The 21,415-nt window shown below is 71.3% G+C and carries 23 protein-coding genes; 14 read left to right on the top strand and 9 right to left on the bottom strand.

Annotated features, from left to right (window positions below; translation table 11 throughout):
* Window positions 1–40: 40 nt before the first annotated feature.
* Window positions 41–778 (top strand): potassium channel family protein, encoded by a 738-nt coding sequence (locus ACWDRW_RS07115; RefSeq protein ID WP_451721180.1) that lies wholly within the window; start codon window positions 41–43, stop codon window positions 776–778.
* Here ACWDRW_RS07115 and ACWDRW_RS07110 read toward each other — a convergent pair whose 3' ends face one another.
* Entirely contained in the window at window positions 779–1,060 is a 282-nt protein-coding gene (locus tag ACWDRW_RS07110; protein WP_451721178.1) for a small hydrophobic protein, read from the bottom strand.
* A gap of 297 nt (window positions 1,061–1,357) precedes the next feature.
* Complete coding sequence (locus tag ACWDRW_RS07105; protein WP_451721176.1) at window positions 1,358–2,950, bottom strand: MFS transporter; 1,593 nt, start codon at window positions 2,948–2,950, stop codon at window positions 1,358–1,360.
* Between the two features lie 66 nt (window positions 2,951–3,016).
* Between ACWDRW_RS07105 and ACWDRW_RS07100 the strand changes: the two genes are divergently transcribed.
* From ACWDRW_RS07100 to ACWDRW_RS07090, 3 genes are all read left to right on the top strand, one after another.
* Window positions 3,017–3,643: a TetR family transcriptional regulator gene (locus ACWDRW_RS07100; protein WP_451721174.1), complete on the top strand. Its 627-nt coding sequence runs from the start codon at window positions 3,017–3,019 to the stop codon at window positions 3,641–3,643.
* 77 nt (window positions 3,644–3,720) lie between these two features.
* Window positions 3,721–4,938: an alpha/beta hydrolase gene (locus ACWDRW_RS07095; RefSeq protein WP_451721172.1), complete on the top strand. Its 1,218-nt coding sequence runs from the start codon at window positions 3,721–3,723 to the stop codon at window positions 4,936–4,938.
* A gap of 57 nt (window positions 4,939–4,995) precedes the next feature.
* A complete protein-coding gene (locus ACWDRW_RS07090; protein ID WP_451721388.1) occupies window positions 4,996–5,844 on the top strand; it encodes a DUF4429 domain-containing protein in 849 nt (282 codons plus the stop codon).
* Between the two features lie 3 nt (window positions 5,845–5,847).
* On the opposite strand, the gene ACWDRW_RS07085 is transcribed toward ACWDRW_RS07090, so the two are convergent.
* Together ACWDRW_RS07085 and ACWDRW_RS07080 are read right to left on the bottom strand one after the other, a co-directional pair.
* Complete coding sequence (locus ACWDRW_RS07085) at window positions 5,848–6,864, bottom strand: aldo/keto reductase (protein WP_451721170.1); 1,017 nt, start codon at window positions 6,862–6,864, stop codon at window positions 5,848–5,850.
* A complete protein-coding gene (locus tag ACWDRW_RS07080; protein WP_451721168.1) occupies window positions 6,861–7,325 on the bottom strand; it encodes a MerR family transcriptional regulator in 465 nt (154 codons plus the stop codon). The genes ACWDRW_RS07085 and ACWDRW_RS07080 overlap by 4 nt, the downstream gene beginning before the upstream one ends.
* Before the next feature lie 97 nt (window positions 7,326–7,422).
* Between ACWDRW_RS07080 and ACWDRW_RS07075 the strand changes: the two genes are divergently transcribed.
* Window positions 7,423–7,893 (top strand): GNAT family N-acetyltransferase, encoded by a 471-nt coding sequence (locus ACWDRW_RS07075; protein WP_451721166.1) that lies wholly within the window; start codon window positions 7,423–7,425, stop codon window positions 7,891–7,893.
* Window positions 7,894–7,913: 20 nt separating this feature from the next.
* Entirely contained in the window at window positions 7,914–8,723 is an 810-nt protein-coding gene (locus ACWDRW_RS07070) for a serine hydrolase domain-containing protein (protein WP_451721164.1), read from the top strand.
* Here ACWDRW_RS07070 and ACWDRW_RS07065 read toward each other — a convergent pair.
* On the bottom strand, window positions 8,720–9,370 hold the full coding sequence (locus tag ACWDRW_RS07065; protein ID WP_451721387.1) for a pirin family protein: 651 nt from the start codon (window positions 9,368–9,370) through the stop codon (window positions 8,720–8,722). The two genes, ACWDRW_RS07070 and ACWDRW_RS07065, sit on opposite strands and share 4 nt — an antisense overlap.
* A 63-nt stretch (window positions 9,371–9,433) precedes the next feature.
* Here ACWDRW_RS07065 and fasR point away from each other — a divergent pair, with 63 nt between their 5' ends.
* From fasR to fabF, 5 genes are all read left to right on the top strand, one after another.
* Window positions 9,434–10,639 carry a fatty acid biosynthesis transcriptional regulator FasR gene (gene fasR / locus ACWDRW_RS07060; protein WP_451721162.1) on the top strand — a complete coding sequence of 402 codons (1,206 nt, stop codon included), beginning with the start codon at window positions 9,434–9,436 and terminating at the stop codon, window positions 10,637–10,639.
* A gap of 89 nt (window positions 10,640–10,728) precedes the next feature.
* A complete protein-coding gene (locus ACWDRW_RS07055) occupies window positions 10,729–11,643 on the top strand; it encodes an ACP S-malonyltransferase (RefSeq protein WP_451721160.1) in 915 nt (304 codons plus the stop codon).
* A 17-nt stretch (window positions 11,644–11,660) separates the two neighbouring features.
* A complete protein-coding gene (locus ACWDRW_RS07050) occupies window positions 11,661–12,662 on the top strand; it encodes a beta-ketoacyl-ACP synthase 3 (RefSeq protein WP_451721158.1) in 1,002 nt (333 codons plus the stop codon).
* A gap of 83 nt (window positions 12,663–12,745) precedes the next feature.
* Window positions 12,746–12,994, top strand: coding sequence for an acyl carrier protein (locus ACWDRW_RS07045; protein ID WP_015660680.1), 249 nt, complete (start codon window positions 12,746–12,748; stop codon window positions 12,992–12,994).
* An 87-nt stretch (window positions 12,995–13,081) separates the two neighbouring features.
* Window positions 13,082–14,353, top strand: coding sequence for a beta-ketoacyl-ACP synthase II (fabF, locus tag ACWDRW_RS07040; protein WP_451721156.1), 1,272 nt, complete (start codon window positions 13,082–13,084; stop codon window positions 14,351–14,353).
* A gap of 62 nt (window positions 14,354–14,415) precedes the next feature.
* On the opposite strand, the gene ACWDRW_RS07035 is transcribed toward fabF, so the two are convergent.
* On the bottom strand, window positions 14,416–14,910 hold the full coding sequence (locus ACWDRW_RS07035) for a DUF3145 domain-containing protein (protein ID WP_356341911.1): 495 nt from the start codon (window positions 14,908–14,910) through the stop codon (window positions 14,416–14,418).
* Window positions 14,911–15,166: 256 nt separating this feature from the next.
* Here ACWDRW_RS07035 and ACWDRW_RS07030 point away from each other — a divergent pair, with 256 nt between their 5' ends.
* Window positions 15,167–16,060, top strand: a complete 894-nt coding sequence (locus ACWDRW_RS07030; protein WP_451721153.1) for an SGNH/GDSL hydrolase family protein — start codon at window positions 15,167–15,169, stop codon at window positions 16,058–16,060.
* Window positions 16,061–16,087: 27 nt separating this feature from the next.
* Entirely contained in the window at window positions 16,088–17,062 is a 975-nt protein-coding gene (locus ACWDRW_RS07025) for an aldose epimerase family protein (RefSeq protein WP_451721151.1), read from the top strand.
* Between the two features lie 68 nt (window positions 17,063–17,130).
* Here ACWDRW_RS07025 and ACWDRW_RS07020 read toward each other — a convergent pair whose 3' ends face one another.
* A complete protein-coding gene (locus ACWDRW_RS07020; RefSeq protein WP_451721149.1) occupies window positions 17,131–19,557 on the bottom strand; it encodes a beta-glucosidase H in 2,427 nt (808 codons plus the stop codon).
* Window positions 19,558–19,659: 102 nt separating this feature from the next.
* Here ACWDRW_RS07020 and ACWDRW_RS07015 point away from each other — a divergent pair, with 102 nt between their 5' ends.
* On the top strand, window positions 19,660–20,235 hold the full coding sequence (locus ACWDRW_RS07015) for a TetR/AcrR family transcriptional regulator (RefSeq protein ID WP_451721386.1): 576 nt from the start codon (window positions 19,660–19,662) through the stop codon (window positions 20,233–20,235).
* Here ACWDRW_RS07015 and ACWDRW_RS07010 read toward each other — a convergent pair.
* Together ACWDRW_RS07010 and ACWDRW_RS07005 are read right to left on the bottom strand one after the other, a co-directional pair.
* Entirely contained in the window at window positions 20,213–20,608 is a 396-nt protein-coding gene (locus ACWDRW_RS07010; protein WP_451721147.1) for a RidA family protein, read from the bottom strand. The genes ACWDRW_RS07015 and ACWDRW_RS07010 overlap by 23 nt on opposite strands.
* Window positions 20,605–21,411: an NAD(P)-dependent oxidoreductase gene (locus tag ACWDRW_RS07005; RefSeq protein WP_451721145.1), complete on the bottom strand. Its 807-nt coding sequence runs from the start codon at window positions 21,409–21,411 to the stop codon at window positions 20,605–20,607. The genes ACWDRW_RS07010 and ACWDRW_RS07005 overlap by 4 nt, the downstream gene beginning before the upstream one ends.
* Window positions 21,412–21,415 lie beyond the last annotated feature (4 nt).

Below are 21,415 nucleotides of genomic sequence, written 5' to 3'. Positions count from 1 at the left end.
CAGCGCCCCTCGGCCCTCCGGCGTTTCCTACGATTTGCGCATGAAGGAGAGACCCGCGCAGGACCGTTGGGAACAGCGCACGCAACGGCCGCTGATGGCACTGGCGGTGCTGTTCGCCGTCGCCTACGCCGTGCCGATCGTGGACAGTTCGGCGAGCCGCGCGCTGACCCGCGCGTGCGCGGTCGTCGAATGGATGGTGTGGGCCGCCTTCGCGACGGACTACCTGGTGCGGCTCGGACTGGCCGAGCGGCGGTGGGAGTTCGTACGGCGGCACTGGCTCGACCTGTGCGCGGTGGTGCTGCCGCTGATCCAGCCGCTCCGGCTGCTGCGGCTGGTCTCGACGCTGATGCTGGTGGGCCGCCGGGCCCGGATGGCGTCACAGGTCCGCCTGACGACGTACGTGGTCGGCTCGGTGGTAGGCCTGCTGATGTTCGGCTCTCTCGCGGTGCTGTCCGTGGAACGGGACGCCCCGGATGGGAACATCAAGACGCTGGGTGACGCGGTGTGGTGGTCCTTCACCACCATGACCACGGTCGGCTACGGCGACCATGCCCCGACCACCGGTCTGGGCCGCGTCCTCGCGGTGGGCCTGATGCTGTCGGGCATCGCGCTGCTGGGTGTGGTGACCGCGAACATCGCCGCCTGGTTCATCGCCCGCTTCGAGATGGACGACGCGGAGGAGCGCCGCCAGACGGAGGCCATCGAGAAGCTGACCGAGGAGGTGCGGTGTCTTCGCGCGGAGGTCGCCACACTGTCGGAGCGAGCGCCGCAGCAGTGACTACGCCCCGGAGAGCCAGATCAGGGCCAGCAGGGTGTCTATCGCGCCCAGGACCAGGGCGACGACCGCCGGGAGCGGGCGGGTTCCGGACCAGGTGCGGTTCATCGCGAGCCAGCCGCAGGCGATGGCGATCGGGCCGAGGATGATGCCCAGGGTGAAGAAGCCCGCCACCGCGCAGATGGTTCCGATGATTCCGAGCGTCGCGCGATCCGGCCCGGACCGTGACCACGACCGGCCACGCGTGCGGGGGTGCCTGCGCGTTCCGTGCCCGAATCCCGCCATCACCATTCAACTCCCGGGAACCGTTCGTTCGTTGAGTTCGGTTTCGGTTCCCTGAGCGGGTACCCCGTCTGACGCGTCTATGCGTCCGGGCTGCTGGCGCGCTGTCCCCCTCCGGCAGCGCGCCGCAGCACCGGTCACCCTCCTCGCCGTACGAACTTGCCCGAGGAACATGCCGTACGGAGGGCTTGACCCACTGTGACCTGCGGCGCGTGCCCAGGACGAGGAATCTTTAGCTTTGTCACCCTGATAGGGGAAAAGCCTCTCGAATCCCTTGCTTTCTCAGACGTCCCCGCTTCCTCAGATGTGCGCGGCTCCCGCGCCCGCCTCCGCGTTCTCGCCGCGCTTGGTGAGGAAGGCGACCGCGACGGCCACCGCCGCCACACCGGCCGCGACCAGCGAGGCGAGGCTCATCCCGGAGATGAAGGTGTCGTGCGCGACGTCCGTGATCTTCGCGGCGACCTCCTGCGGGGTGCCCGGAGCCACCGGCGCCACACCGACCTGCACCGCCTCGGAGGCCTGGGCCTCCTGAGCCGGCGTCAGCTTCGGCAGGCCCGCGTCCGCCCAGTTCCCGGCGAGGTCGCTGTCCACCTTGGAGGCCATCACGGCGCCCAGCACGGCCGTGCCGAGGCTGCCGCCGATCTGCATCGCGGCCTGCTGGAGGCCACCGGCGACACCGGAGAGCTCCATCGCGGCGTTGCCGACGATGACCTCCGTCGCGCCGACCATGACCGGCGCGAGGCCGAGGCCGAGCAGGGCGAACCAGATGGACATCAGGCCGCTGCTGGTGTCCGTCTCCAGCGTGGACATGCCGTACATGGCGATGGCGGTGAGCGCCATGCCTCCGGCCAGCGGGACCCTCGGGCCCAGCTTCGTGATCACCGCGCCCGCCAGCGGGGAGCCGACGATCATCATGCCGGTGAGCGGGAGCAGGTGCAGGCCCGCGTCGATCGGGCTCATGCCGTGCACGTTCTGGAGGTAGAACGTCACGAAGAACAGGCCGCCCATGAAGGCGATGGCCATCAGGACCATCAGCACCACCCCGGCCGACAGCGGGACCGAGCGGAACAGCGTCAGCGGGATCAGCGGTTCCCTGACCTTCGTCTCCCAGAAGGCGAAGAGCACGAACAGCGCCACCGACCCCACGATGAACAGCCAGGTCCAGCCGTCGCCCCAGCCCCACTCCGGCGCCTTGATGAGCGCCCAGACCAGGCAGAACATCGCGGCCGAGAGCAGCGCGATGCCGAGCAGGTCGAAGGAGCGCGGGGCGTTCTCGGCGCGGTGGTCCAGCAGGATCAGCACACCGAGGACGAGGGCGAGGACGCCGACCGGCACGTTGATGAAGAACACCGACTGCCAGTTCACGTGCTCGACGAGGACACCGCCGAGGATCGGGCCGCCCGCGGTGGAGGCGCCGATGACCATGCCCCAGATGCCGATCGCCATGTTGAGCTTCTCGGCCGGGAACGTCGCCCGCAGCAGACCGAGCGCGGCCGGCATGAGCAGCGCGCCGAACAGGCCCTGGAGCACCCGGAAGGCGACGACGAAGCCGATGCTGCTGGACATGCCGATCAGGCCGGAGGCGGCGGCGAAGCCGACCACCCCGATGAGGAAGGTCTGCCGGTGCCCGAATCGGTCGCCGAGCTTGCCCGCGGTGATCAGGGAGACCGCGAGGGCCAGGAAGTAGCCGTTGGTGATCCACTGCACCTCGGCGAAGGTGGCGCCGAGGTCCTTCTGGATGGCCGGGTTGGCGATCGCCACGATGGTGCCGTCCAGCGCCACCATCATCACGCCCACGGCGACGGTTATGAGCGTGAACCAGGGATGCCCGCGCAGTCCGGACGGCGGGGAGGCGTCCTGGGGCGCCTTGTCGACGATGGTCTGACTAGTCATGCGTCGGAGGCTAGTGACAGCCTCTGACAATTGACAAACCAATTCACAAGTCGGTAACTGACGGATATGCAAACACTCCGCGAACGCAAGAAGCAGCGCACCCGGGACGCCCTGCTTCGGGCGGCGCTCGAGCTCTTCACCACCAGGGGATACGAGCAGACGACCGTCGACGACATCGCCGCCGCCGTCGACGTCTCCCAGCGCACCTTCTTCCGCTACTTCGCGAACAAGGAGGAGGCCGCCTTCGCCGTACAGGAGATGGCGGAGGCGTACTACGTCGAGGCCGTGCGGCTGCGGCCGCCCGGGGAGGCGCCGATGGAGGCGCTGCGGCAGGCCGTGCTGCGCGGCTGGGACGGGCTGCACGAGGTCATCGAGTCGGTCGTCCCGGTGGCGCTGTACCTGCGGATGTACAAGGTCGTGGAGTCGACGCCGACGCTGCTCGCCGCGCATCTGCGGCGCTCGGCGGAGACCGAGGAGCGCATCGCGCGGGTGCTGGCCGAGCGCGAGGGCCTCGATGTGGACGCCGACCCCCGGCCACGGCTCGCGGTGGCGGTCTTCGGCGGGGTGATGCGAGTCACCGAGCGGCAGTGGAGCATGGGCGAGGACTTCAGCCTGGAGGGCATCCGCGAACTGACCGTCGCCTACCTGGAGCAGGTGGGACCGGCGCTGACCGAGAGCTGGCGGGAGCGCTGACCCACAGCGGGCTCGAAACGTGATCCCCGTCACTCGGTTAACGCGAGACTCGTTCGTTCTCCTAGTGTGTCCTCCCAGTGACTTCCTTCGACACGTCCCCGCAACTGAACGTCTGGCGCGCTCTGCTCGCGCTGGCCGTGGTGTTCGTCATGCTGGCGACCACCGGCTGGACCGCGCTGCGCAACCAGCGCACCACGCCCGCCCTCGAGGCCTCCATCTCGGCCTGGGAGCAGGGGCGGATCGCCGGTCACCGGCTGCCCGACCCCGACTCCGCCCCGGCCGTGCTGACCCGGTTCTTCGCCACGCTCACCGCCGACCAGCGCGCCGCCCTGGCGCGCCGCTACCCGCTCGCGGTCGGCAACATGAACGGTGCCCCGGTCCAACTGCGCTACCAGGCCAACCGGGTCGCGCTGCTGCAGGCCCGCAAGGTCGAGCTGAAACGCATGCACGACAAGCGGCTCAGCCCCGCGGGCCAGCAGGAGGCGGGTCGCCGGATGAACCGCTACGAGGCGCTGATGAGCCCCGGGCGGCACATCCTCGCCTTCGATCCGGCGGGCTCGGGCCGGATCGCCGAGGTCTTCGGCGATCTGGACAAGGCCGAGCGGGTCTCCGTCGTCGTCCCCGGCGTCGACACCGACGTGCTCACCTTCCAGCGCACCTACCGCAAGTACTCGGCCCCGGTCGGCATGGCGCAGTCGCTGTACGCGGCCGAGCGCACGGCGAACCCCTCGAAGCGGACCGCCGTGATCGCCTGGGCCGACTACACCGCGCCCGGCGGCCTCGGCATCGACTCGGCGATCGCCACTCGCGCCGAGCAGGGCGCCGTACGTCTGAACGCGCTGGTGCGGGCGCTGCCCGGCAACTCGCCGGTGGCGCTGTTCTGCCACTCCTACGGCTCGGTGGTGTGCGGAGTCGCCGCGCACACCCTGCCGGAGCGGGTGGCCGACATCGCGGTGGCGGGCAGCCCCGGGATGCGCGTCGCGAAGGCCTCGCACCTGGACACCTCGGCACGGGTGTGGGCGATGCGGGACGCCGACGACTGGATCCAGGACGTGCCGAACCTGGAGTTCGGCGGCCTCGGTCACGGCGCCGACCCGATGTCCTCGGCGTTCGGGGCGCGGGTGCTGTCGGCGCGGGACGCCAAGGGACACAGCGGGTACTTCGAGCCCGGCACGGACAGTGTGCGCAACTTCGCGGAGATCGGGGTTGGCGCGTACCACTCGGTGGACTGCGCGGAAGATGAAGAGGCGTGCCGGGAGGGTTTGTCCGGCACCACGGCGGTCGGACGCGCGTAGAGACGCAGAAACTACGGTCTGCGCGGAGAGGCGACGGAGGAGCTCGTGCCGCATACGATGAGCCGCATGGGTGACGTACTGGCCGGATTTCATGCCGCCTGGGAGTTCGAGTCCGACTCCGTGCTCATCCGTTACGAACGGGGGATTCGAACACCCAAGCTGCTCCAGACGCTCGGTGAGCGGCGTGTGCCGCTGGAGGCGATCTCCGCGGTGACCCTCTCACCCGGCAAGCGCGGCACGGTGGTGCTGCGGGCCGAGCCCCGGCCGGGAGCCGATCCGCTGATGGAGGCGGCCGGCGAGCAGCTGAAGGAGGGCAGCGATCCGTACCGTCTGGTGCTGCCCGCCGAGCGCGAGACGCTGGCCGAGTACTACGCCGACGAGCTGCGCGCTCAGCTGACCGAGTCCGGTCCGGCGGATCGTTTCCTGGTCTCGGCGCCGGAGGCTCCGCTGTCCTTCAAGGCGTACGACGGGAAGGCGTCCTTCGACGGGCGGACCGTGAAGTTCCGCTGGTTCTGGACGGGCGCGTCGTCGGCGAAGTGGAAGGCCGGGGACCAGTCCTTCGCGATCGGTGACCTGAGCGGGGTCGAGTGGCGTTCGCCGGAGGTCTTCGAGGGTCACCTAAGGCTGCTGCGGCGCGGGGAGATCGCTCCGGCGCAGGTGGACCACGATCCGGCGGCGGTGGTGTTCGGGCTGGGGTACGGCCCGGTGCACGAGTCGCTGCCGTTCGCGGCGGCGGTCCTGGAAGCGGTTCGGCGCTGCGGGCCGGCGCCGGTCGCGGCGGCACCGCGCCGCGACCCGGCCGACATCGCCGAACGGATCCGCCATCTCGGGGAGTTGCACCAGGCCGGGCTGGTCACCGATGAGGAGTTCTCCGTGAAGAAGGCGGAGCTGCTGGCGGAGCTGTAGGGACTACTCCCGTCCAGCGGAGGTGAACGTCATGTCCGCGTACCGGTCCCCCGCCACCTGTTCCGCGATCGGGTCGAGCAACCCCATTTCCTCTTCCGTCAGTTCGATGCGGGTGGCCGCCGTGTTCTCCTCCACACGGCTCGGCTTGCGGGTGCCCGGGATCGGGACGACCGGGAGGTCGTGGACCACGCTCTGCCGCTGGACCCAGGCCAGGGCGATCTGGCCGAGGGAGACCCCGTGGGCGTCGGCGATCTCGCGGATCGGGGCCAGCAGGGCCGCGTTGGCGGTGGCGTTCTCGCCGGTGAACCGGGGCTGGCGGCGGCGGAAGTCGTCGGCCGTCAGGGTGTCCGCGGTACTGAAGGACCCCGCGAGGAAGCCCCGGCCGAGCGGGGAGTACGGCACCAGCGCCACGCCGAGGTCCCGGGCCGCGGGCACCACCTGCGCCTCGATGTCCCGGCTGAACAGCGACCACTCCGACTGCACGGCGGCGATGGGGTGCACGGCGTGCGCGGCACGCAGTTCGGCGGCCGTGACCTCGCTCAGGCCCAGGTGCTTGACCTTGCCCTCGCGGACCAGCTCGGCCATGGTGGCGACGGTCTCCTCCACGGGCACGTTCACGTCCCGGCGGTGCATGTAGTAGAGGTCGATCACCTCGACGTCCAGGCGTTTCAGGCTCGCCTCGACGGCCTGCCGGATGTAGGGGGCGTCGTTGCGGATGATCCGTCGGGTCGGGTCGTCCGGCGGGATCTCCATGGCGAACTTGGTCGCGAGGACGATCTCGTCGCGGTGGGCCCGGAAGAAGGGGGACAGGAAGCGTTCGTTCTCGCCGGCGCCGTAGACGTCGGCCGTGTCGTACAGGGTGACGCCCAGTTCCAGCGCCCGCTCCAGGGTGGCCCTGGACTCCTTCGCGTCCGTGGGGCCGTAGGCGAAGCTCATGCCCATGCAGCCGAGGCCCTGCACCCCCGTCTCGGGTCCGGTGTCGCCCAGGCGTACGGTCGCGATCCTGCTGTTCTCGGTCATCGGGGCCTCTCCGACGCCAGGGCCTGCCCGGCGTCGCCGTAGAAAGCGATCTTGCGGTCGAGCACGGCGAGTGTGTCCTGGAGTTCCGCGATCCGGGCCAGCACGTCCCGGCGGGTCTCCTCCAGCAGCGCGTAGCGCTCGCCGTAGGTGTGGTCGCCCTCGCGCACCAGCTCGGCGTAGCGGACCATGTCGGCGACCGGCATACCGGTGAGCCGGAGCTTGCCGACGAGGTCGAGCCAGTCCAGGTCGCGGTTGCTGTAGCGGCGCTGGCCGGTGTGCGAGCGGTCGATGTGCGGCATCAGGCCGATGCGCTCGTACCAGCGCAGGGTGTGCGCGGTCAGGCCGGTGAACGCGGCGACCTCGCTGATCGTGTACTTGTCCTGACCGTCGGGCCGCCGGTCGACATGCGGCGGTCCCGCGCAGGTGTCGGTCCTGGTACCCGTGGTCTCCATCACCGTCATGGCCTCAACGCTATGGCCTTGGAGTGCACTCCAAGCAAGCGGAACAGGTGAGAAAACCACGGGACATGACGTGATCACCGTCGCTAGCGTGCCGCACATGAGCCTCGTACGTCGTGCCACCGCCGATGATGCCCCGGAAGTGCTGCGGCTGCGGCAGGTGATGATCGATTCGCTGGCCGGAGCCGACACCTCCACCGACTGGCACGCGCTCGGGCTGCCGGGGCTGCGGGCCCGTCTCGCCGAGCCGGAGGGGGACTTCGCGGCGTTCGTCGTCGATCATCCGGACCGGCCGGACGCGCTCGCCGCGCTGGTGGTGGGGACGGTGGAGTACCGGATCGGCAAGGCGGCCAACCCGCGCGGACTGTGCGGGTACGTCTTCAGCGTGGCGACCGACCCGGACGCGCGACGCCGCGGCTACGCCCGCGCCTGCATGGAGTCGCTCCTGGACTGGTTCCGTGAGCGGGGTGTCGGCCAGGTCGACCTCACCGCCTCCGCGGACGCCGAGCCGCTGTACGCCTCCCTGGGCTTCGCGCGCACGCCCGACCCCTTCCTGCGGCTGAAGCTCTGAGCACCTTTAGGCTCGGTGCCATGAAGAGCCTCGCGTTGATCGAGAACTGGCCGGTGCCCACTGCCGCGGCGGGTGTCGTGCGTGCCGACGGGACGGTCCTCGGGACCCGTGGCCCGACCGGGCAGCGCTTCCCGCTCGCCTCGGTCACCAAGCCGCTGGCGGCGTACGCCGCGCTGGTCGCGTACGAGGAGGGGGCGATCGAGCTCGACGAACCGGCGGGCCCTCCCGGCTCGACGGTCCGCCATCTCCTCGCCCACACCTCGGGGCTCGCCTTCGACGAGCACCGCGTGACGGCGGCGCCCGGAGAGCGGCGGCTGTACTCCAACGCCGGCTTCGAACAGCTCGGGGACCACATCGCGAAGGCCGCGGACATCCCGTTCGCCGAGTATCTGCGGCAGGCGGTGCTGGAGCCGCTGGGGATGACGTCGACGTCCCTGGAGGGCTCCCCCGCGAAGGACGGCGTCTCCACGGTGGACGACCTCCTGCGGTTCGCGGCGGAGGTCCAGGCACCGCGCCTGCTGGACCCGCGGACGGTCGCCGGGGCGATGACGGTCCAGTACCCCGGTACGAAGGGCGTCCTGCCGGGCTACGGCCACCAGAACCCCAACGACTGGGGTCTCGGCTTCGAGATCCGCGACGGCAAGTCCCCCCACTGGACCGGCGCTTCGTCCTCACCGCGCACCTTCGGCCACTTCGGCCAGTCGGGCACCTTCGTCTGGATCGACCCGGACGCACGGGCGGCCTGCGTCGCCCTCACCGACCGGGCCTTCGGACCGTGGGCGGTGGAGGTCTGGCCGGTGCTGACCGACGCGGTGCTGACCGAGCTCTAACCCATCTCCCACATCAGCAGCTCCACCCCCGTCACCCCCACCGCCTCCACGTCCCTGGCGTCATGGAGGCGTGCCGCGTCGCCCGCGGCCAGCGTCTCCTCGCCGAGGCGTACCTCACCGCGCACCACGTGCACGTAGACGTACGCCCCGTCCGGCACCGCCGTCCGCTCGCCCGGGGCGAGGCGCCGTACGTGCAGCATGGCGCCCGCCTCCGGGATCGCGTACGGCGTGGAGTCCGCGATGCCGGGGACGATCTCGTACGACGGGGTGCCGCCCGGGTCCAGGGGGGCCAGCCAGGTCTGGACGAAGGTCAGGGGGGCGGTGGTGTCGTTGCGTTCCACGTGCCGGACGCCCGCCGCCGAGCTCAGGCGCTGGACGTCGCCGGGCCGGACCGTCGTCTCGTGGCCCCGCGAGTCCCGGTGGGTCAGCTCGCCCTCCACCACCCACGTCACGATCTCCGTGTGGCTGTGCGGGTGTTCGTCGAACCCGGCGCCGGGGGCCAGGCGCTCCTCGTTGCAGGCGATCATCGCGCCGAAGCGGAGGTTGTCGGGGTCGTAGTGGGGGCCGAAGGAGAAGGCGTGCCGGGAGTCGATTCCGGCCGCCGCGTCGCCCCCTGGATAGCGCTCGTCGGCGCGCCGTACGTCCATCACGGACCCCACCGTAGACCCCGCCAGCGCACGCTCCCGTCCGGATAAGGCAGTCTTGTCCCCGTGCCCGAACCCGAAGCCCGCAAGTCCGAAGCCGCAGCGCACGCCGCCCATCCGCACTCCGCGACCCTGAAGCGGCTGGAGAAGTCCTCCGGCAGTCTCGCCGCGCAGGCCATCACGCGCATGGACGAGACGCTCCCGTGGTACCGGGCCATGCCCCCGGAGAACCGTTCCTGGATCGGTCTTGTCGCCCAGGCCGGTATCGCCGCCTTCACCGAGTGGTTCCGGCATCCCGACGCCCCCCAGGCCATCTCGACCGACGTCTTCGGGACCGCGCCGCGCGAGCTGACCCGGGCCATCACGCTCCGCCAGACCGTGGAGATGGTGCGCACCACCATCGAGGTCATGGAGTCCGCGATCGACGAGGTCGCCGCCCCCGGCGACGAGTCGGTGCTGCGCGAGGCGCTCCTCGTCTACGCCCGTGAGATCGCCTTCGCCACCGCCCAGGTCTACGCCCAGGCCGCCGAGGCACGCGGTGCCTGGGACGCCCGGCTGGAGTCCCTCGTCGTCAACGCCGTGCTCAGTGGGGAGGCCGACGAGGGCGCCGTCTCCCGGGCCGCCGCGCTCGGCTGGAACTCCCCCGAGCATGTCTGCGTCGTCCTCGGCACCGCCCCCGACGGGGACTCCGAGCTGACCGTCGAGGCGATCCGGCGGGCCGCCCGGCATGCCAAGCTCCAGGTGCTGACCGGCGTCCTCGGCGACCGGCTCGTCGTGATCGCCGGCGGCAGCGACAATCCCCTCGCCGTCGCGAAGTCCCTGATCGGCCCGTATGCCGCCGGACCCGTCGTGGCCGGGCCCATCGTGCCGGACCTGCTCGCCGCGACCCGCTCCGCGCAGGCCGCGGCGGCCGGGCTCAAGGCCTGTTCCGCCTGGCAGGACGCCCCGCGCCCGGTGCTGGCGGACGATCTGCTTCCGGAGCGCGCCATCGCCGGGGATCCCAGTGCGCGCGAGCAGTTGGTGGAGGAGATCTACAGACCGCTGGAGGAGGCCGGGTCCGCTCTTCTGGAGACCCTCTCCGTCTATCTCGAACAGGCGAGCAGTCTCGAAGGCGCCGCCCGGATGCTGTTCGTGCATCCCAACACCGTGCGCTACCGGCTCCGACGTGTGACTGACGTCACCGGCTGGTCGCCTTCCGATGTACGCTCCGCGTTCACACTGCGGATCGCGCTCATCCTGGGGCGTCTGGTGGACGGCGATCTTCAGCCGTAGGGTTTTGTCGGGGGCCCACAAAACCCCCTCGTGTTCTTCGTCCCTGTCCTCACGGGCGGTTGTGGCCGCCCTCAAGAGAGAGTGTGAGAGTGCTCGTACTCGTCGCTCCCGGCCAGGGCGCCCAGACGCCCGGCTTCCTGACTCCCTGGCTCGACCTGCCCGGCGTCGCCGACCGCGTCGCCGCCTGGTCCGACGCCATCGGCCTCGACCTCGTCCACTACGGCACCAAGGCCGACGCGGACGAGATCCGGGACACCTCCGTGGCCCAGCCGCTCCTCGTGGCGGCCGGGATCCTGTCCGCCTCGGCACTGGGTGCCGTGACGCCCGGCGCCGTCGCCGGACACAGCGTCGGTGAGATCACCGCCGCCGCCTTCGCGGGCGTGCTGGACGAGACCGCCGCGCTGACCCTCGTACGCAAGCGGGGGCTGGCCATGGCCGAGGCCGCCGCGATCACCGAGACCGGAATGTCGGCGCTGCTCGGCGGCGACCCGGAGACCTCGGTCGCGCACCTGGAGAAGCTCGGGCTGACCCCGGCGAACATCAACGGCGCCGGCCAGATCGTGGCCGCGGGCACGCTGGAGCAGCTCGCCGCGCTGGAGGCGGACAAGCCCGAGGGCGTGCGCAAGGTCGTTCCGCTGAAGGTCGCGGGCGCGTTCCACACGCACCACATGGCGCCCGCCGTCGAGAAGCTGGCCGAGGCCGCCAAGGAGCTCAGCCCCGCCGACCCGACGGTCCCCTACGTCTCCAACAAGGACGGCCGGACCGTCACCACCGGCACCGAGGTGCTCGACCGGCTGGTCGGCCAGGTCGCCAACCCGGTCCGCTGGGACCTGTGCATGGAGACCTTCGTCGGCCTCGGCGCGACCGCGCTGATCGAGGTGTGCCCCGGCGGTACGCTCACCGGTCTCGCCAAGCGCGCGATGAAGGGCGTACCGACGCTCGCCCTGAAGACCCCCGACGACCTCGACGCCGCTCGCGAGCTCATCGCCGAGCACACGGCCTGACAAGGAGTCCGAGCAGCATGGCGAAGATCAAGCCCAGCAAGGGCGCCCCGTACGCGCGCATCCTCGGTGTCGGCGGCTACCGCCCGACCCGGGTCGTGCCCAACGAGGTGATCCTCGAGAAGATCGACTCGTCCGACGAGTGGATCCGCTCGCGCTCCGGTATCGAGACCCGGCACTGGGCCTCCGACGAGGAGACCGTGGCCGCCATGTCGATCGAGGCGTCCGGGAAGGCCATCGCGGACGCCGGCATCTCCGCCGAGCAGATCGGCGGCGTGATCGTCTCGACCGTCTCCAACTTCCGGCAGACCCCGGCCGTCGCCACCGAGATCGCCGACAAGCTCGGCACGAACAAGGCCGCCGCCTTCGACATCTCGGCCGGCTGCGCGGGCTTCGGCTACGGCCTGACCCTCGCCAAGGGCATGATCGTCGAGGGCAGCGCGGAGTACGTCCTCGTCATCGGCGTGGAGCGGCTCTCCGACCTCACCGACCTGGAGGACCGCGCGACGGCCTTCCTGTTCGGCGACGGCGCCGGCGCGGTCGTCGTCGGCCCCGCCCAGGAGCCGGCCATCGGCCCCACGGTCTGGGGCTCCGAGGGCGACAAGTCCGAGACGATCAAGCAGACCGTGCCGTGGACGGACTACCGCACCGGCGAGGTCGACAAGTTCCCTGCGATCACGCAGGAGGGCCAGGCGGTGTTCCGCTGGGCCGTGTTCGAGATGGCGAAGGTCGCCCAGCAGGCGCTGGACGCGGCCGGAATCACCCCGGACGACCTGGACGTCTTCATTCCCCACCAGGCCAACGAGCGGATCATCGACTCGATGGTGAAGACGCTGAAACTGCCGGAGCACGTCACGGTCGCCCGCGATGTGCGCACCACCGGCAACACCTCGGCCGCCTCGATTCCGCTCGCGATGGAGCGGCTTCTGGCGACCGGCGAGGCGAAGAGCGGCGACACCGCGCTCGTCATCGGCTTCGGGGCGGGTCTCGTCTACGCCGCCACTGTCGTTACCCTCCCCTAGGCACTCCGTGCCGGATCATCGTTTCGGTCCGGTTCGGAACGCACTGCCAAACCCTCTGGAACATCTACGAAGGAGCGCCTGACATGGCCGCCACTCAGGAAGAGATCGTCGCCGGTCTCGCCGACATCGTGAACGAGATCGCCGGCATCCCGGTCGAGGACGTCCAGCTGGACAAGTCCTTCACCGACGACCTGGACGTCGACTCCCTGTCCATGGTCGAGGTCGTCGTCGCCGCCGAAGAGCGCTTCGACGTCAAGATCCCGGACGAGGACGTGAAGAACCTCAAGACGGTCGGCGACGCGACCGACTACATCCTCAAGCACCAGGCCTGAGTTTCCGCTTAGGCCGGATGTGCCCCGGCCCCGCCACCCGGCGGTGGCGCCGCTGAATCCTCGTATCCCGTTGGAGAAAGAATTCCCGTGAGCTCGACCAATCGCACCGTGGTCGTCACCGGTATCGGCGCAACCACACCGCTGGGTGGCGACGCGGCCTCTACCTGGGAGGGCCTCGTCGCCGGACGTTCCGGTGTCAAGCCCCTGGAGCAGGAGTGGGCCGCCGACCAGGCGGTCCGGATCGCCGCCCCGGTCGCCGTTGAGCCGACCGAGGTGATCGCCCGTCCGCAGGCCCGCCGACTGGACCGCTCGGCCCAGTTCGCGCTGATCGCGGCGAAGGAGGCCTGGGCCGACGCCGGTTTCACCGACAAGGCCGGTGAGGACGGCAACGTCGACCCGGACCGGCTCGGTGCGGTCATCGCCTCCGGCATCGGTGGCGTGACGACCCTGCTCGACCAGTACGACGTACTCAAGGAGAAGGGCGTCCGCCGCGTCTCCCCGCACACCGTCCCCATGCTGATGCCGAACGGCCCCTCCGCGAACGTGGGTCTGGCCGTGGGCGCCCGCGCGGGCGTGCACACGCCGGTCTCCGCCTGCGCCTCGGGCGCCGAGGCCATCGGCTACGCCATCGAGATGATCCGGTCCGGCCGTGCCGACGTGGTCGTCGCCGGCGGCACCGAGGCGGCGATCCACCCGCTGCCCATCGCCGCGTTCGGCAACATGATGGCGATGTCCAAGAACAACGAGGACCCCGAGGGCGCCTCGCGCCCCTACGACACCGCCCGGGACGGCTTCGTCCTCGGCGAGGGCGCCGGTGTGGTCGTCCTGGAGTCCGCCGAGCACGCCGCCAAGCGCGGTGCGCGGGTGTACGCCGAGGCGGTCGGCCAGGGCATCTCCGCCGACGGCCACGACATCGTGCAGCCGGAGCCGGAGGGCCGCGGTATCGCGCACGCCCTGCAGAACCTGCTGGACCGCACCGACCTGCAGCCGTCGGAGATCGTGCACGTCAACGCGCACGCCACCTCGACGCCGGCCGGTGACATCGCCGAGCTGAAGGCGCTGCGGAAGGTGTTCGGCGACGACACCGACCACATCGCGGTGTCGGCGACCAAGTCGATGACCGGGCATCTGCTCGGTGGCGCCGGTGGTGTCGAGACGGTCGCGACCGTGCTCGCCCTGTACCACCGGGTGGCTCCGCCGACCATCAACGTCGAGAACCTCGACCCCGAGGCCGAGGCCAACGCGGACGTGGTCCGCGGCGAGGCCCGCAAGCTGCCGGTCGAGGGCCGGATCGCCGCGCTGAACGACTCGTTCGGCTTCGGCGGGCACAACGTGGTGCTGGCGTTCAGGACCGTCTGAGCGGCTCCCCTACGCGACTGAAGGGCCCCCACCTCGTGAGGTGGGGGCCCTTCACATGTGCCTCAGACGACCTGGTGCAGCCAGCGCACCGGCGCTCCCTCTCCCGCGTACCGGAACGGCTCCAGCTCGTCGTCCCACGGCTTGCCCAGGAGTTTGGCGATCTCGGCCTCCAGGTCCGTCTCACCGCGCTGGGAGCGGGTCAGCGCGGCGCGCAGCCGGTCCTCGGGGATCAGGATGTCGCCGTGGATGCCGGTCACCGCGTGGAAGATGCCGAGGTCGGGGGTGCAGCTGTAGCGCTCGCCCTCCGCCGTGGGGCAGGGTTCGGCGGTCACCTCGAAACGCAGCAGGTGCCAGCCGCGCAGCGCCGAGGCCAGCTTGGAGGCGGTGCCGACCTCGCCCTTCCAGGAGAACTCCGAGCGCCAGGTGCCGGGCGCGGCGGGCTGCCGGATCCAGTCGAGGTTGACGCGCGTGCCGAGCACCCCGGCGACGGCCCACTCGACGTGCGGGCACAGCGCGCGCGGCGCGGAGTGCACGTACAGAACTCCACGTGTCGTCACCGGGACCTCCGGGCAGAGCGGGACATCTTGCGAACTGGCGGACGGCTGTGGCCGGGCAGCCACGTTGATGGCGAGGCTACCGTGCGGCGGCGCAAGGAGTGTGACGTACCGTCGGTCCCGATGCCGTGAAACGCCCGCCATTCACCCGGCAGGACGCCTGTGCGGGGTCGATCCGTTGCCTCGCGCGCGCTCGGGAACTCCCACGCGTTGTATGGGGAGGGGAGCAGTAGTCGACGACCGAGGGGATCAGCAGCGGATGCGGAAGACCGGTCACCGCGAACGAGCCGTGCTCGCCGTGCTGTCCGCGGCCGTCCTGGGCCTGGCCGGCTGTGACGCCGTCGGGGGGAACTCACCGGGACCGTCGGGGACGGACGTGAAGCGGGTGAAACCGAAGCCGACGCCGGTGTGGGACCGCAGCCCCGAGTCGCTCGCGGCCGTAGGCGACTCCATCACCCGCGGCTTCGACGCCTGCTCGGTGCTCTCGGACTGCCCGGAGGTGTCGTGGGCGACCGGCAGCAGCGCGGACGTGGACAGTCTCGCGGTACGGCTGCTGGGCGGGACCAGGGCCGCCGAGCGGAGCTGGAACTACGCGGTGACCGGGGCGCGGATGGCGGACCTGCCCGGGCAGATGGCGCAGGCGGCGACCCGCAGGCCCGAGCTGGTGACGGTGATGGCCGGGGCCAACGACGCCTGCCGGGACACCACCGACGCGATGACCTCGGTCGCCGACTTCCGCTCCCAGTTCGAGGAGGCGATGCGCACGCTGCGCGGGGCGCTGCCGAAGGCGCAGGTGTACGTGGCGAGCGTGCCGGATCTGAAGCGGCTGTGGTCCCAGGGGCGGACCAATCCGCTGGGGAAGCAGGTGTGGAAGCTCGGCATCTGCCCCTCGATGCTCGGTGACGCGGACTCCCTGGACTCGGCGGCGACGCTGCGCCGGGAGACCGTGCAGAAGCGGGTGGAGGACTACAACAAGGTGCTGAAGGAGGTGTGCGCCAAGGACCGGCGGTGCCGCACCGACGGGGGCGCGGTGTACGCGTACCGCTTCGGCACGGACCAGCTGAGCCGCTGGGACTGGTTCCACCCGAGTGTGAACGGCCAGGCGCGTCTGGCGGAGATCGCCTACCGCACCGTCACCGCGAAGTCGGGGTGACTTAGTGTTCGGCTCATGGTCTCGCACATGAACGAACTCTTCGGAACACTTTCCGATGGCACGGCCGTGCACCGCTGGACCCTGGAGCGGGCCGGTGTGCGGGTGCGGGTGCTCACGTACGGCGGGATCGTGCAGTCGCTGGAGGTCCCGGACCGCGACGGGGTCGCCGGGAACGTGGTGCTGGGGTTCGCGGAACTGAGCGACTACCCGGCTCGTCCGGGTCCGTACTTCGGTGCTCTGGTGGGGCGGTACGCCAACCGGATCGCGGGCGGCCGCTTCACCCTGGACGGGCTGACGTACGCGCTGCCGGTGAACAGCGGCCCGAACTGTCTGCATGGCGGTGAGCGGGGCTTCGACCAGCGGGTGTGGGAGGCGGAGCCGGTCGAGCACGGGGTGCGGCTCAGCCGGGTCGCCGCGCACGGCGAGGAGGGCTTCCCGGGGCGGCTGGAGGTGTCGGCGACGTACTCCCTGGACGCGACCGGGGCGCTGCGGATCGCGTACGAGGCGGTGACGGACGCGCCGACCGTGGTGAACCTGACGAACCACAGCTACTTCAATCTGGCCGGAGCGGGGTCGGGGAACGCGGGCGGGCATGAACTGCGCCTCTCCGCCTCCCGGTTCACGCCGGTGGACGAGGATCTGATCCCGACCGGGGTGGAGTCGGTCCTCGGGACCCGGTTCGACTTCCGTGCGCCGCGCAAGGTGGGCGCCGGCTACGACCACAACTTCGCGCTCGACAAGGGCGTGACCGAGGTCCCCTTCGAGGTCGCCGAGCTGCACGACCCGGGGTCCGGGCGGGTGCTGGCGGTCTCGACGACCGAGCCCGGCCTCCAGCTGTACACCGGCGACCATCTCGCCGAGCCGTTCGCGCCCGGCGACGGCATCGCCCTGGAGACCCAGCACTACCCCGACTCCCCCAACCGGCCGGATTTCCCGAGCACGGTGCTGCGTCCGGGCGAGCTGTACCGGTCGGCGACGGTGTACGCGTTCTCGGTGCGCTGAGACGACACGAGCCCCGGTCCGGGCGTCAGGTCCCGGACCGGGGCTGTCCATGGGGAAGGTGTCCCGCCTCAGACGTTAATCGCCGCGGTGAGCCTGCGGTCGGCGATCGAGCGGCCGACCTGGATCTCGTACGAACCCTTCACACAAGACCATGAGTTGGTCTTCTCGTCCCAGATCTCGAAAGCACGGCGCGGAATCTCCACGACCGCCTCGACCGTCTCCCCCGGCTCCGCCGCCACCTGCGCGAACCCGGCCAGCGCCCGCGCCGGGCGTTCCGCGTCGGGCTCGGCCGGAGCCAGATACAGCTGCACGACCTCGCGCCCGGCCCGCTCACCGGTGTTGCGCAGCCGGATCCGCACGGTCGTTCCCTCGATCTCCAGCGACTGGTAGGCCCACTCGGTGTAGCCGAGGCCGTGCCCGAAGGGGTACGAGGGGGTGCGGCCCCGCTTGTCCCAGGCGCGGTAGCCGATGAAGACGCCCTCGCGGTACGGCAGTTCGCCGTCCTCGGGGACGACCTGGGTGACCGGGGCGTCGGCCAGCGAGCCCCAGGTGGTGGGCAGCCGGCCGCCGGGCTCCTCGGCACCGGTCAGCACGTCGGCCAGGGCCGCGCCGCCCTCCTGGCCGGGGAACCAGCTGAGCAGGACGGCGGCGACCTGTTCGCGCCACGGCAGTTCCACTGGGGAGCCGGAGTTGACGACCACGACGGTGTGGGGGTTGGCGGCGGCGACGGCACGCACCAGGTCGTCCTGGCGGCCGGGGAGGCCGAGGTCGGTGCGGTCGAAGCCCTCCGACTCCACGCGGTCGGTGGTGGCGACGACGACCACGGCGGTGTCGGCGGCGCGCGCGGCCTCGACGGCCTCGGCGATCAGCTCGTCCGCGTCGCGCTGCGGCCCCTGGTGGGCGAGCGTGAAGCCGACGGCCTTGACCGGGGCGTCCGCGGGGAGGGCGACGACATGGGTGAGGGAGACCTCGACGGGTTCCCCGGCCGTGAGCGCGGCCTCGGCGCGGGGCTCGGGGGCGCCGAAGAAGGTGATGAAGGGGTCGTCGCTGTCCGCGCCCTGGACGCCGTCGAAGTACGTCGTACCGGCGACGGTGAGCGTGAAGGTGCCGCGGCCCTTGATGCCGAAGGTGTGCGGACCGGTCTCGCGCGGGGTGAAGGTACCGGTCAGCTCCACGCTGTGCAGGGAGTCGTGGGTGACGCCGTCGGGGAGGTCCGAACCCATCCACTGGATCTGGCCGCCCGGGACGGGGAGGGCGCCGATGACGTTCCCGTCGGCGTCGCGGCAGACGGCACGCAGGGCGAATCCCTGCCCGGCGACGGCGAGTTCGGTGTTCGGGTCGGCGCCCACGGCGTAGGTCACGTCCGGCAGCACGGCGGTGAGACCGTCCAGCGGGGAGACGATCCGGGACGGGAAGACGGTGGCGGAGCCGCCGCCGAGGACCCGGGCGTCACGGGCGGCGGCGCCGATCAGGGCGACCCGGCCCGGCTTCAGCGGGAGGGCACCTTCGTTGCGGACCAGCACGAAGGACCGGCGGGCAATCTCACGGGCCAGCGCCTCCCCGTCGACCTCGGCGGGCGGCTCGGACACCGCGGGCTCGGCGCCTTCCAGGGCACCGACCCGGGCGGCCAGGCGCAGCACGTTGCGTACGGCGTCGTCGACGACGGACTCCTCGACCTCCCCCGCGCGCACGGCCGCCGCGAGGGCCGGGCCGTACACCGTGTCCGGGCCGGGCATGGCGACGTCGAGGCCGCCCTCGACGGCGCCGGTGGTCGAGCGGGCGGCCATCCAGTCGGAGACGTTGAAGCCGTCGAAGCCCCACTCGCCGCGCAGGATCTCGTTCACGAGGTAGCGGTGCTCGGTCATCGTGGTGCCGTTGACCGAGTTGTACGCGGTCATGACCCCCCAGGGGTGGGCGTTCTCCACGATGGTCTCGAAGGGGGCCAAGTACAGCTCGCGCAGGGCGCGTTCGCCGACGGTGTTGTTCACGGTGAAGCGGTCGGTCTCGGCGTCGTTGGCGACGAAGTGCTTGACGGTGGTGCCGACGCCGCCGGACTGGACGCCGGCCACGTAGCCCGCGCCGATCAGACCGGTGAGGTACGGGTCCTCGCTGTAGGCCTCGAAGTGCCGCCCGCCGAGCGGGGAGCGGTGCAGGTTCACGGTGGGCGCGAGCAGCACGTGCACGCCCTTGCGGCGGGCCTCCTGGGCGAGCAGCACGCCGGCGCGGCGGGCGAGTTCCGGGTCCCAGGTGGCGGCGAGGGCGGTCGGGGAGGGCAGCGCGACGGAGGGGTCGTCGGCGGTCCAGCGCACGCCCCGGACGCCGATCGGGCCGTCGGACATGACGAGGGACCGCAGGCCGATCTCCGGCAGCGCGGGCAGGGTCCACATGTCCTGGCCTGCGAGCAGTCGCGCCTTCGCGTCGAGGGTGAGCCGGGCGAGGGCGGTCTCGACGGCCGCCTCGCGTGCTGCCTCGGCCTGGGTACGGGTTCCCGCCATGGCGGTGCCTCCTCGGTGAGTCCGTGCTGTGCCTCCATCCTGCATGGGCGCCCTGTAGCCCGGTAGGTTTCGTTATCCTGCTGTAATATGACACGCGGGAGGATGCCGTACGGTGACGCCATGAACGCCAGGGTCAGGAGCGAGGAGCGCCGCGCCGAGATCGTGCGCGCGGCCCTCGAGGTGATCGCCGAGCGCGGGTACCGGGGCGCCAGCCTCGCCGCGGTCGCGGAGCGGGTCGGGCTCACCCAGCAGGGGCTGCTGCACTACTTCCCGACCAAGGACGCGCTGCTGGTCGCCGTACTCAAGGAGCGCGACCAGTGGGACGCGGTGCCCGACACCCGGTGGCGGCTCGATCTGCTCGCCTCGCTGGTGGAGTACAACGCGATGCGGCCCGGCATCGTCCAGACCTTCTCCGCGCTGCTCGGCGAGAGCGTCACCGACGGTCACCCGGCCCGCGACTACTTCACCGAGCGCTACAGCCGCGTCCGCTCCAGCATGGCGGAGGTGCTGCGCGCCGAGTACGGCGACCGGCTGCCCGGCGGCCTCACCCCGGAGCGCACCGCGCCCCTGCTCGTCGCGGTCATGGACGGCCTGCAGTACCAGTGGCTGCTGGACCCGGAGTCGGTGGACATGCCGGGCGCCTTCCGCGACTTCCTCAGGCTGCTGGGCGAGGAGTGACCGCGGCCACCACCTCGATCTCGATCAGCGCCTCGGGCCGGAACAGCTTCGGCACCTCGAAGGTCATGCTGGTGGGCGGCGTCCCCGTGATCAACTCCCGCCGCACGGCGGCGTACTCGGCGAGCTGGGAGATGTCGGTCAGGTAGGTGCGGATGTTGATGATGTCGGCCAGGGTCGCGCCGTGCGCGGCGAGCAAGGACTCCAGGATCGCGAAGACGCCCCGGCTCTGCTCCCGAAGCGTCTCGCCCTCGGCGATCTGCCCCGAGACGTACAACAGCACGCCCCCGTCGCCGTGTTCGACCCGGGCGACCTGCGAATAGGCGGGGCTGTAGGGCTGGGGCGCGGCGGCGGGGTTGTCGAGCGTGACCTTCATACGGTGCTCCCGGTGCGGATGCGGGCGGCGGCGGCGGAGATGTCGGCGTCGGGGACACCGGCCTTGCGGTAGTGCTCCAGTACGGCTTCCAGGGCCGGCAGTTGAGCCGCGGAGGCGGCCAGAGCGAGGTCCTTCACGGCGAGTTCGGTGCCGAAGTGCACGCCGTCGGCGAAGGCGCGGGCGACCGCACCGCCGATCGCGGTCCCTCCGAGTGCACTCCGGGCGACGCCGTCGTCGACACCGAGCGCGTCCGCGAGCCGCAGACACTCGGCGACCAGCGCGACCCCGCCGAGCGCGGCCGAGTTCACGACGAGCTTGAGCGCGGCCCCGGTGCCGAGCGGCCCGGTACGGGTGACCGCGCCGAGCACACCGAGTACGTCGGTGACACCGTCGGCCGCTCCACCCGCGAGAATCCGCAGCTCGCCGGCGGCCGCCCGGTCGGTGCTGCCCAGCACGGGCGCGTCCACCAGGGCCACCGCGTCACCGAGCCGCGCGGCGAGATCCCGTACCGCGTCGGGGCCGACGGTCGACATGTCGATCCAGTGGGTGCCGGGACGCAGTGCGGGTGCGGCGGCATCGGCGACCGCGGCGAGGGCGTCGGGGCCCGCGAGCATGGTGACGACGACGTCCGCGTCCCGCACCGCGTCGGCGGGCCCCCCGGCCACGGACGCGCCCTCGGCGGCGAGCGGCCCGGTCTTGGCCGCCGTACGGTTCCACACGGTCAACGGATGCCCGGCGCCCAGGAGTCGACCGGCCATCGGAGCACCCATGTGCCCCAGGCCCAGAAAGGCGATCTGCTGCATGCGG

It is taken from the genome of Streptomyces sp. NPDC003635 (assembly GCF_053587635.1).
This window is presented reverse-complemented; position numbering and strand designations above follow the sequence as displayed.

Excerpts from the sequence above, each read along its gene's own strand:
- ACWDRW_RS07115 (WP_451721180.1), top strand. The coding sequence starts at position 41 with ATGAAGGAGAGACCCGCGCAGGACCGTTGGGAACAGCGCACGCAACGG.
- ACWDRW_RS07110 (WP_451721178.1), bottom strand. The coding sequence starts at position 1,060 with ATGGCGGGATTCGGGCACGGAACGCGCAGGCACCCCCGCACGCGTGGC.
- ACWDRW_RS07105 (WP_451721176.1), bottom strand. The coding sequence starts at position 2,950 with ATGACTAGTCAGACCATCGTCGACAAGGCGCCCCAGGACGCCTCCCCG.
- ACWDRW_RS07100 (WP_451721174.1), top strand. The coding sequence starts at position 3,017 with ATGCAAACACTCCGCGAACGCAAGAAGCAGCGCACCCGGGACGCCCTG.
- ACWDRW_RS07090 (WP_451721388.1), top strand. The coding sequence starts at position 4,996 with ATGAGCCGCATGGGTGACGTACTGGCCGGATTTCATGCCGCCTGGGAG.
- ACWDRW_RS07085 (WP_451721170.1), bottom strand. The coding sequence starts at position 6,864 with ATGACCGAGAACAGCAGGATCGCGACCGTACGCCTGGGCGACACCGGA.
- ACWDRW_RS07080 (WP_451721168.1), bottom strand. The coding sequence starts at position 7,325 with ATGACGGTGATGGAGACCACGGGTACCAGGACCGACACCTGCGCGGGA.
- ACWDRW_RS07075 (WP_451721166.1), top strand. The coding sequence starts at position 7,423 with ATGAGCCTCGTACGTCGTGCCACCGCCGATGATGCCCCGGAAGTGCTG.
- ACWDRW_RS07070 (WP_451721164.1), top strand. The coding sequence starts at position 7,914 with ATGAAGAGCCTCGCGTTGATCGAGAACTGGCCGGTGCCCACTGCCGCG.
- ACWDRW_RS07065 (WP_451721387.1), bottom strand. The coding sequence starts at position 9,370 with ATGGACGTACGGCGCGCCGACGAGCGCTATCCAGGGGGCGACGCGGCG.
- ACWDRW_RS07050 (WP_451721158.1), top strand. The coding sequence starts at position 11,661 with ATGGCGAAGATCAAGCCCAGCAAGGGCGCCCCGTACGCGCGCATCCTC.
- ACWDRW_RS07045 (WP_015660680.1), top strand. The coding sequence starts at position 12,746 with ATGGCCGCCACTCAGGAAGAGATCGTCGCCGGTCTCGCCGACATCGTG.
- ACWDRW_RS07030 (WP_451721153.1), top strand. The coding sequence starts at position 15,167 with ATGCGGAAGACCGGTCACCGCGAACGAGCCGTGCTCGCCGTGCTGTCC.
- ACWDRW_RS07025 (WP_451721151.1), top strand. The coding sequence starts at position 16,088 with ATGAACGAACTCTTCGGAACACTTTCCGATGGCACGGCCGTGCACCGC.
- ACWDRW_RS07020 (WP_451721149.1), bottom strand. The coding sequence starts at position 19,557 with ATGGCGGGAACCCGTACCCAGGCCGAGGCAGCACGCGAGGCGGCCGTC.
- ACWDRW_RS07015 (WP_451721386.1), top strand. The coding sequence starts at position 19,660 with ATGCCGTACGGTGACGCCATGAACGCCAGGGTCAGGAGCGAGGAGCGC.
- ACWDRW_RS07010 (WP_451721147.1), bottom strand. The coding sequence starts at position 20,608 with ATGAAGGTCACGCTCGACAACCCCGCCGCCGCGCCCCAGCCCTACAGC.
- ACWDRW_RS07005 (WP_451721145.1), bottom strand. The coding sequence starts at position 21,411 with ATGCAGCAGATCGCCTTTCTGGGCCTGGGGCACATGGGTGCTCCGATG.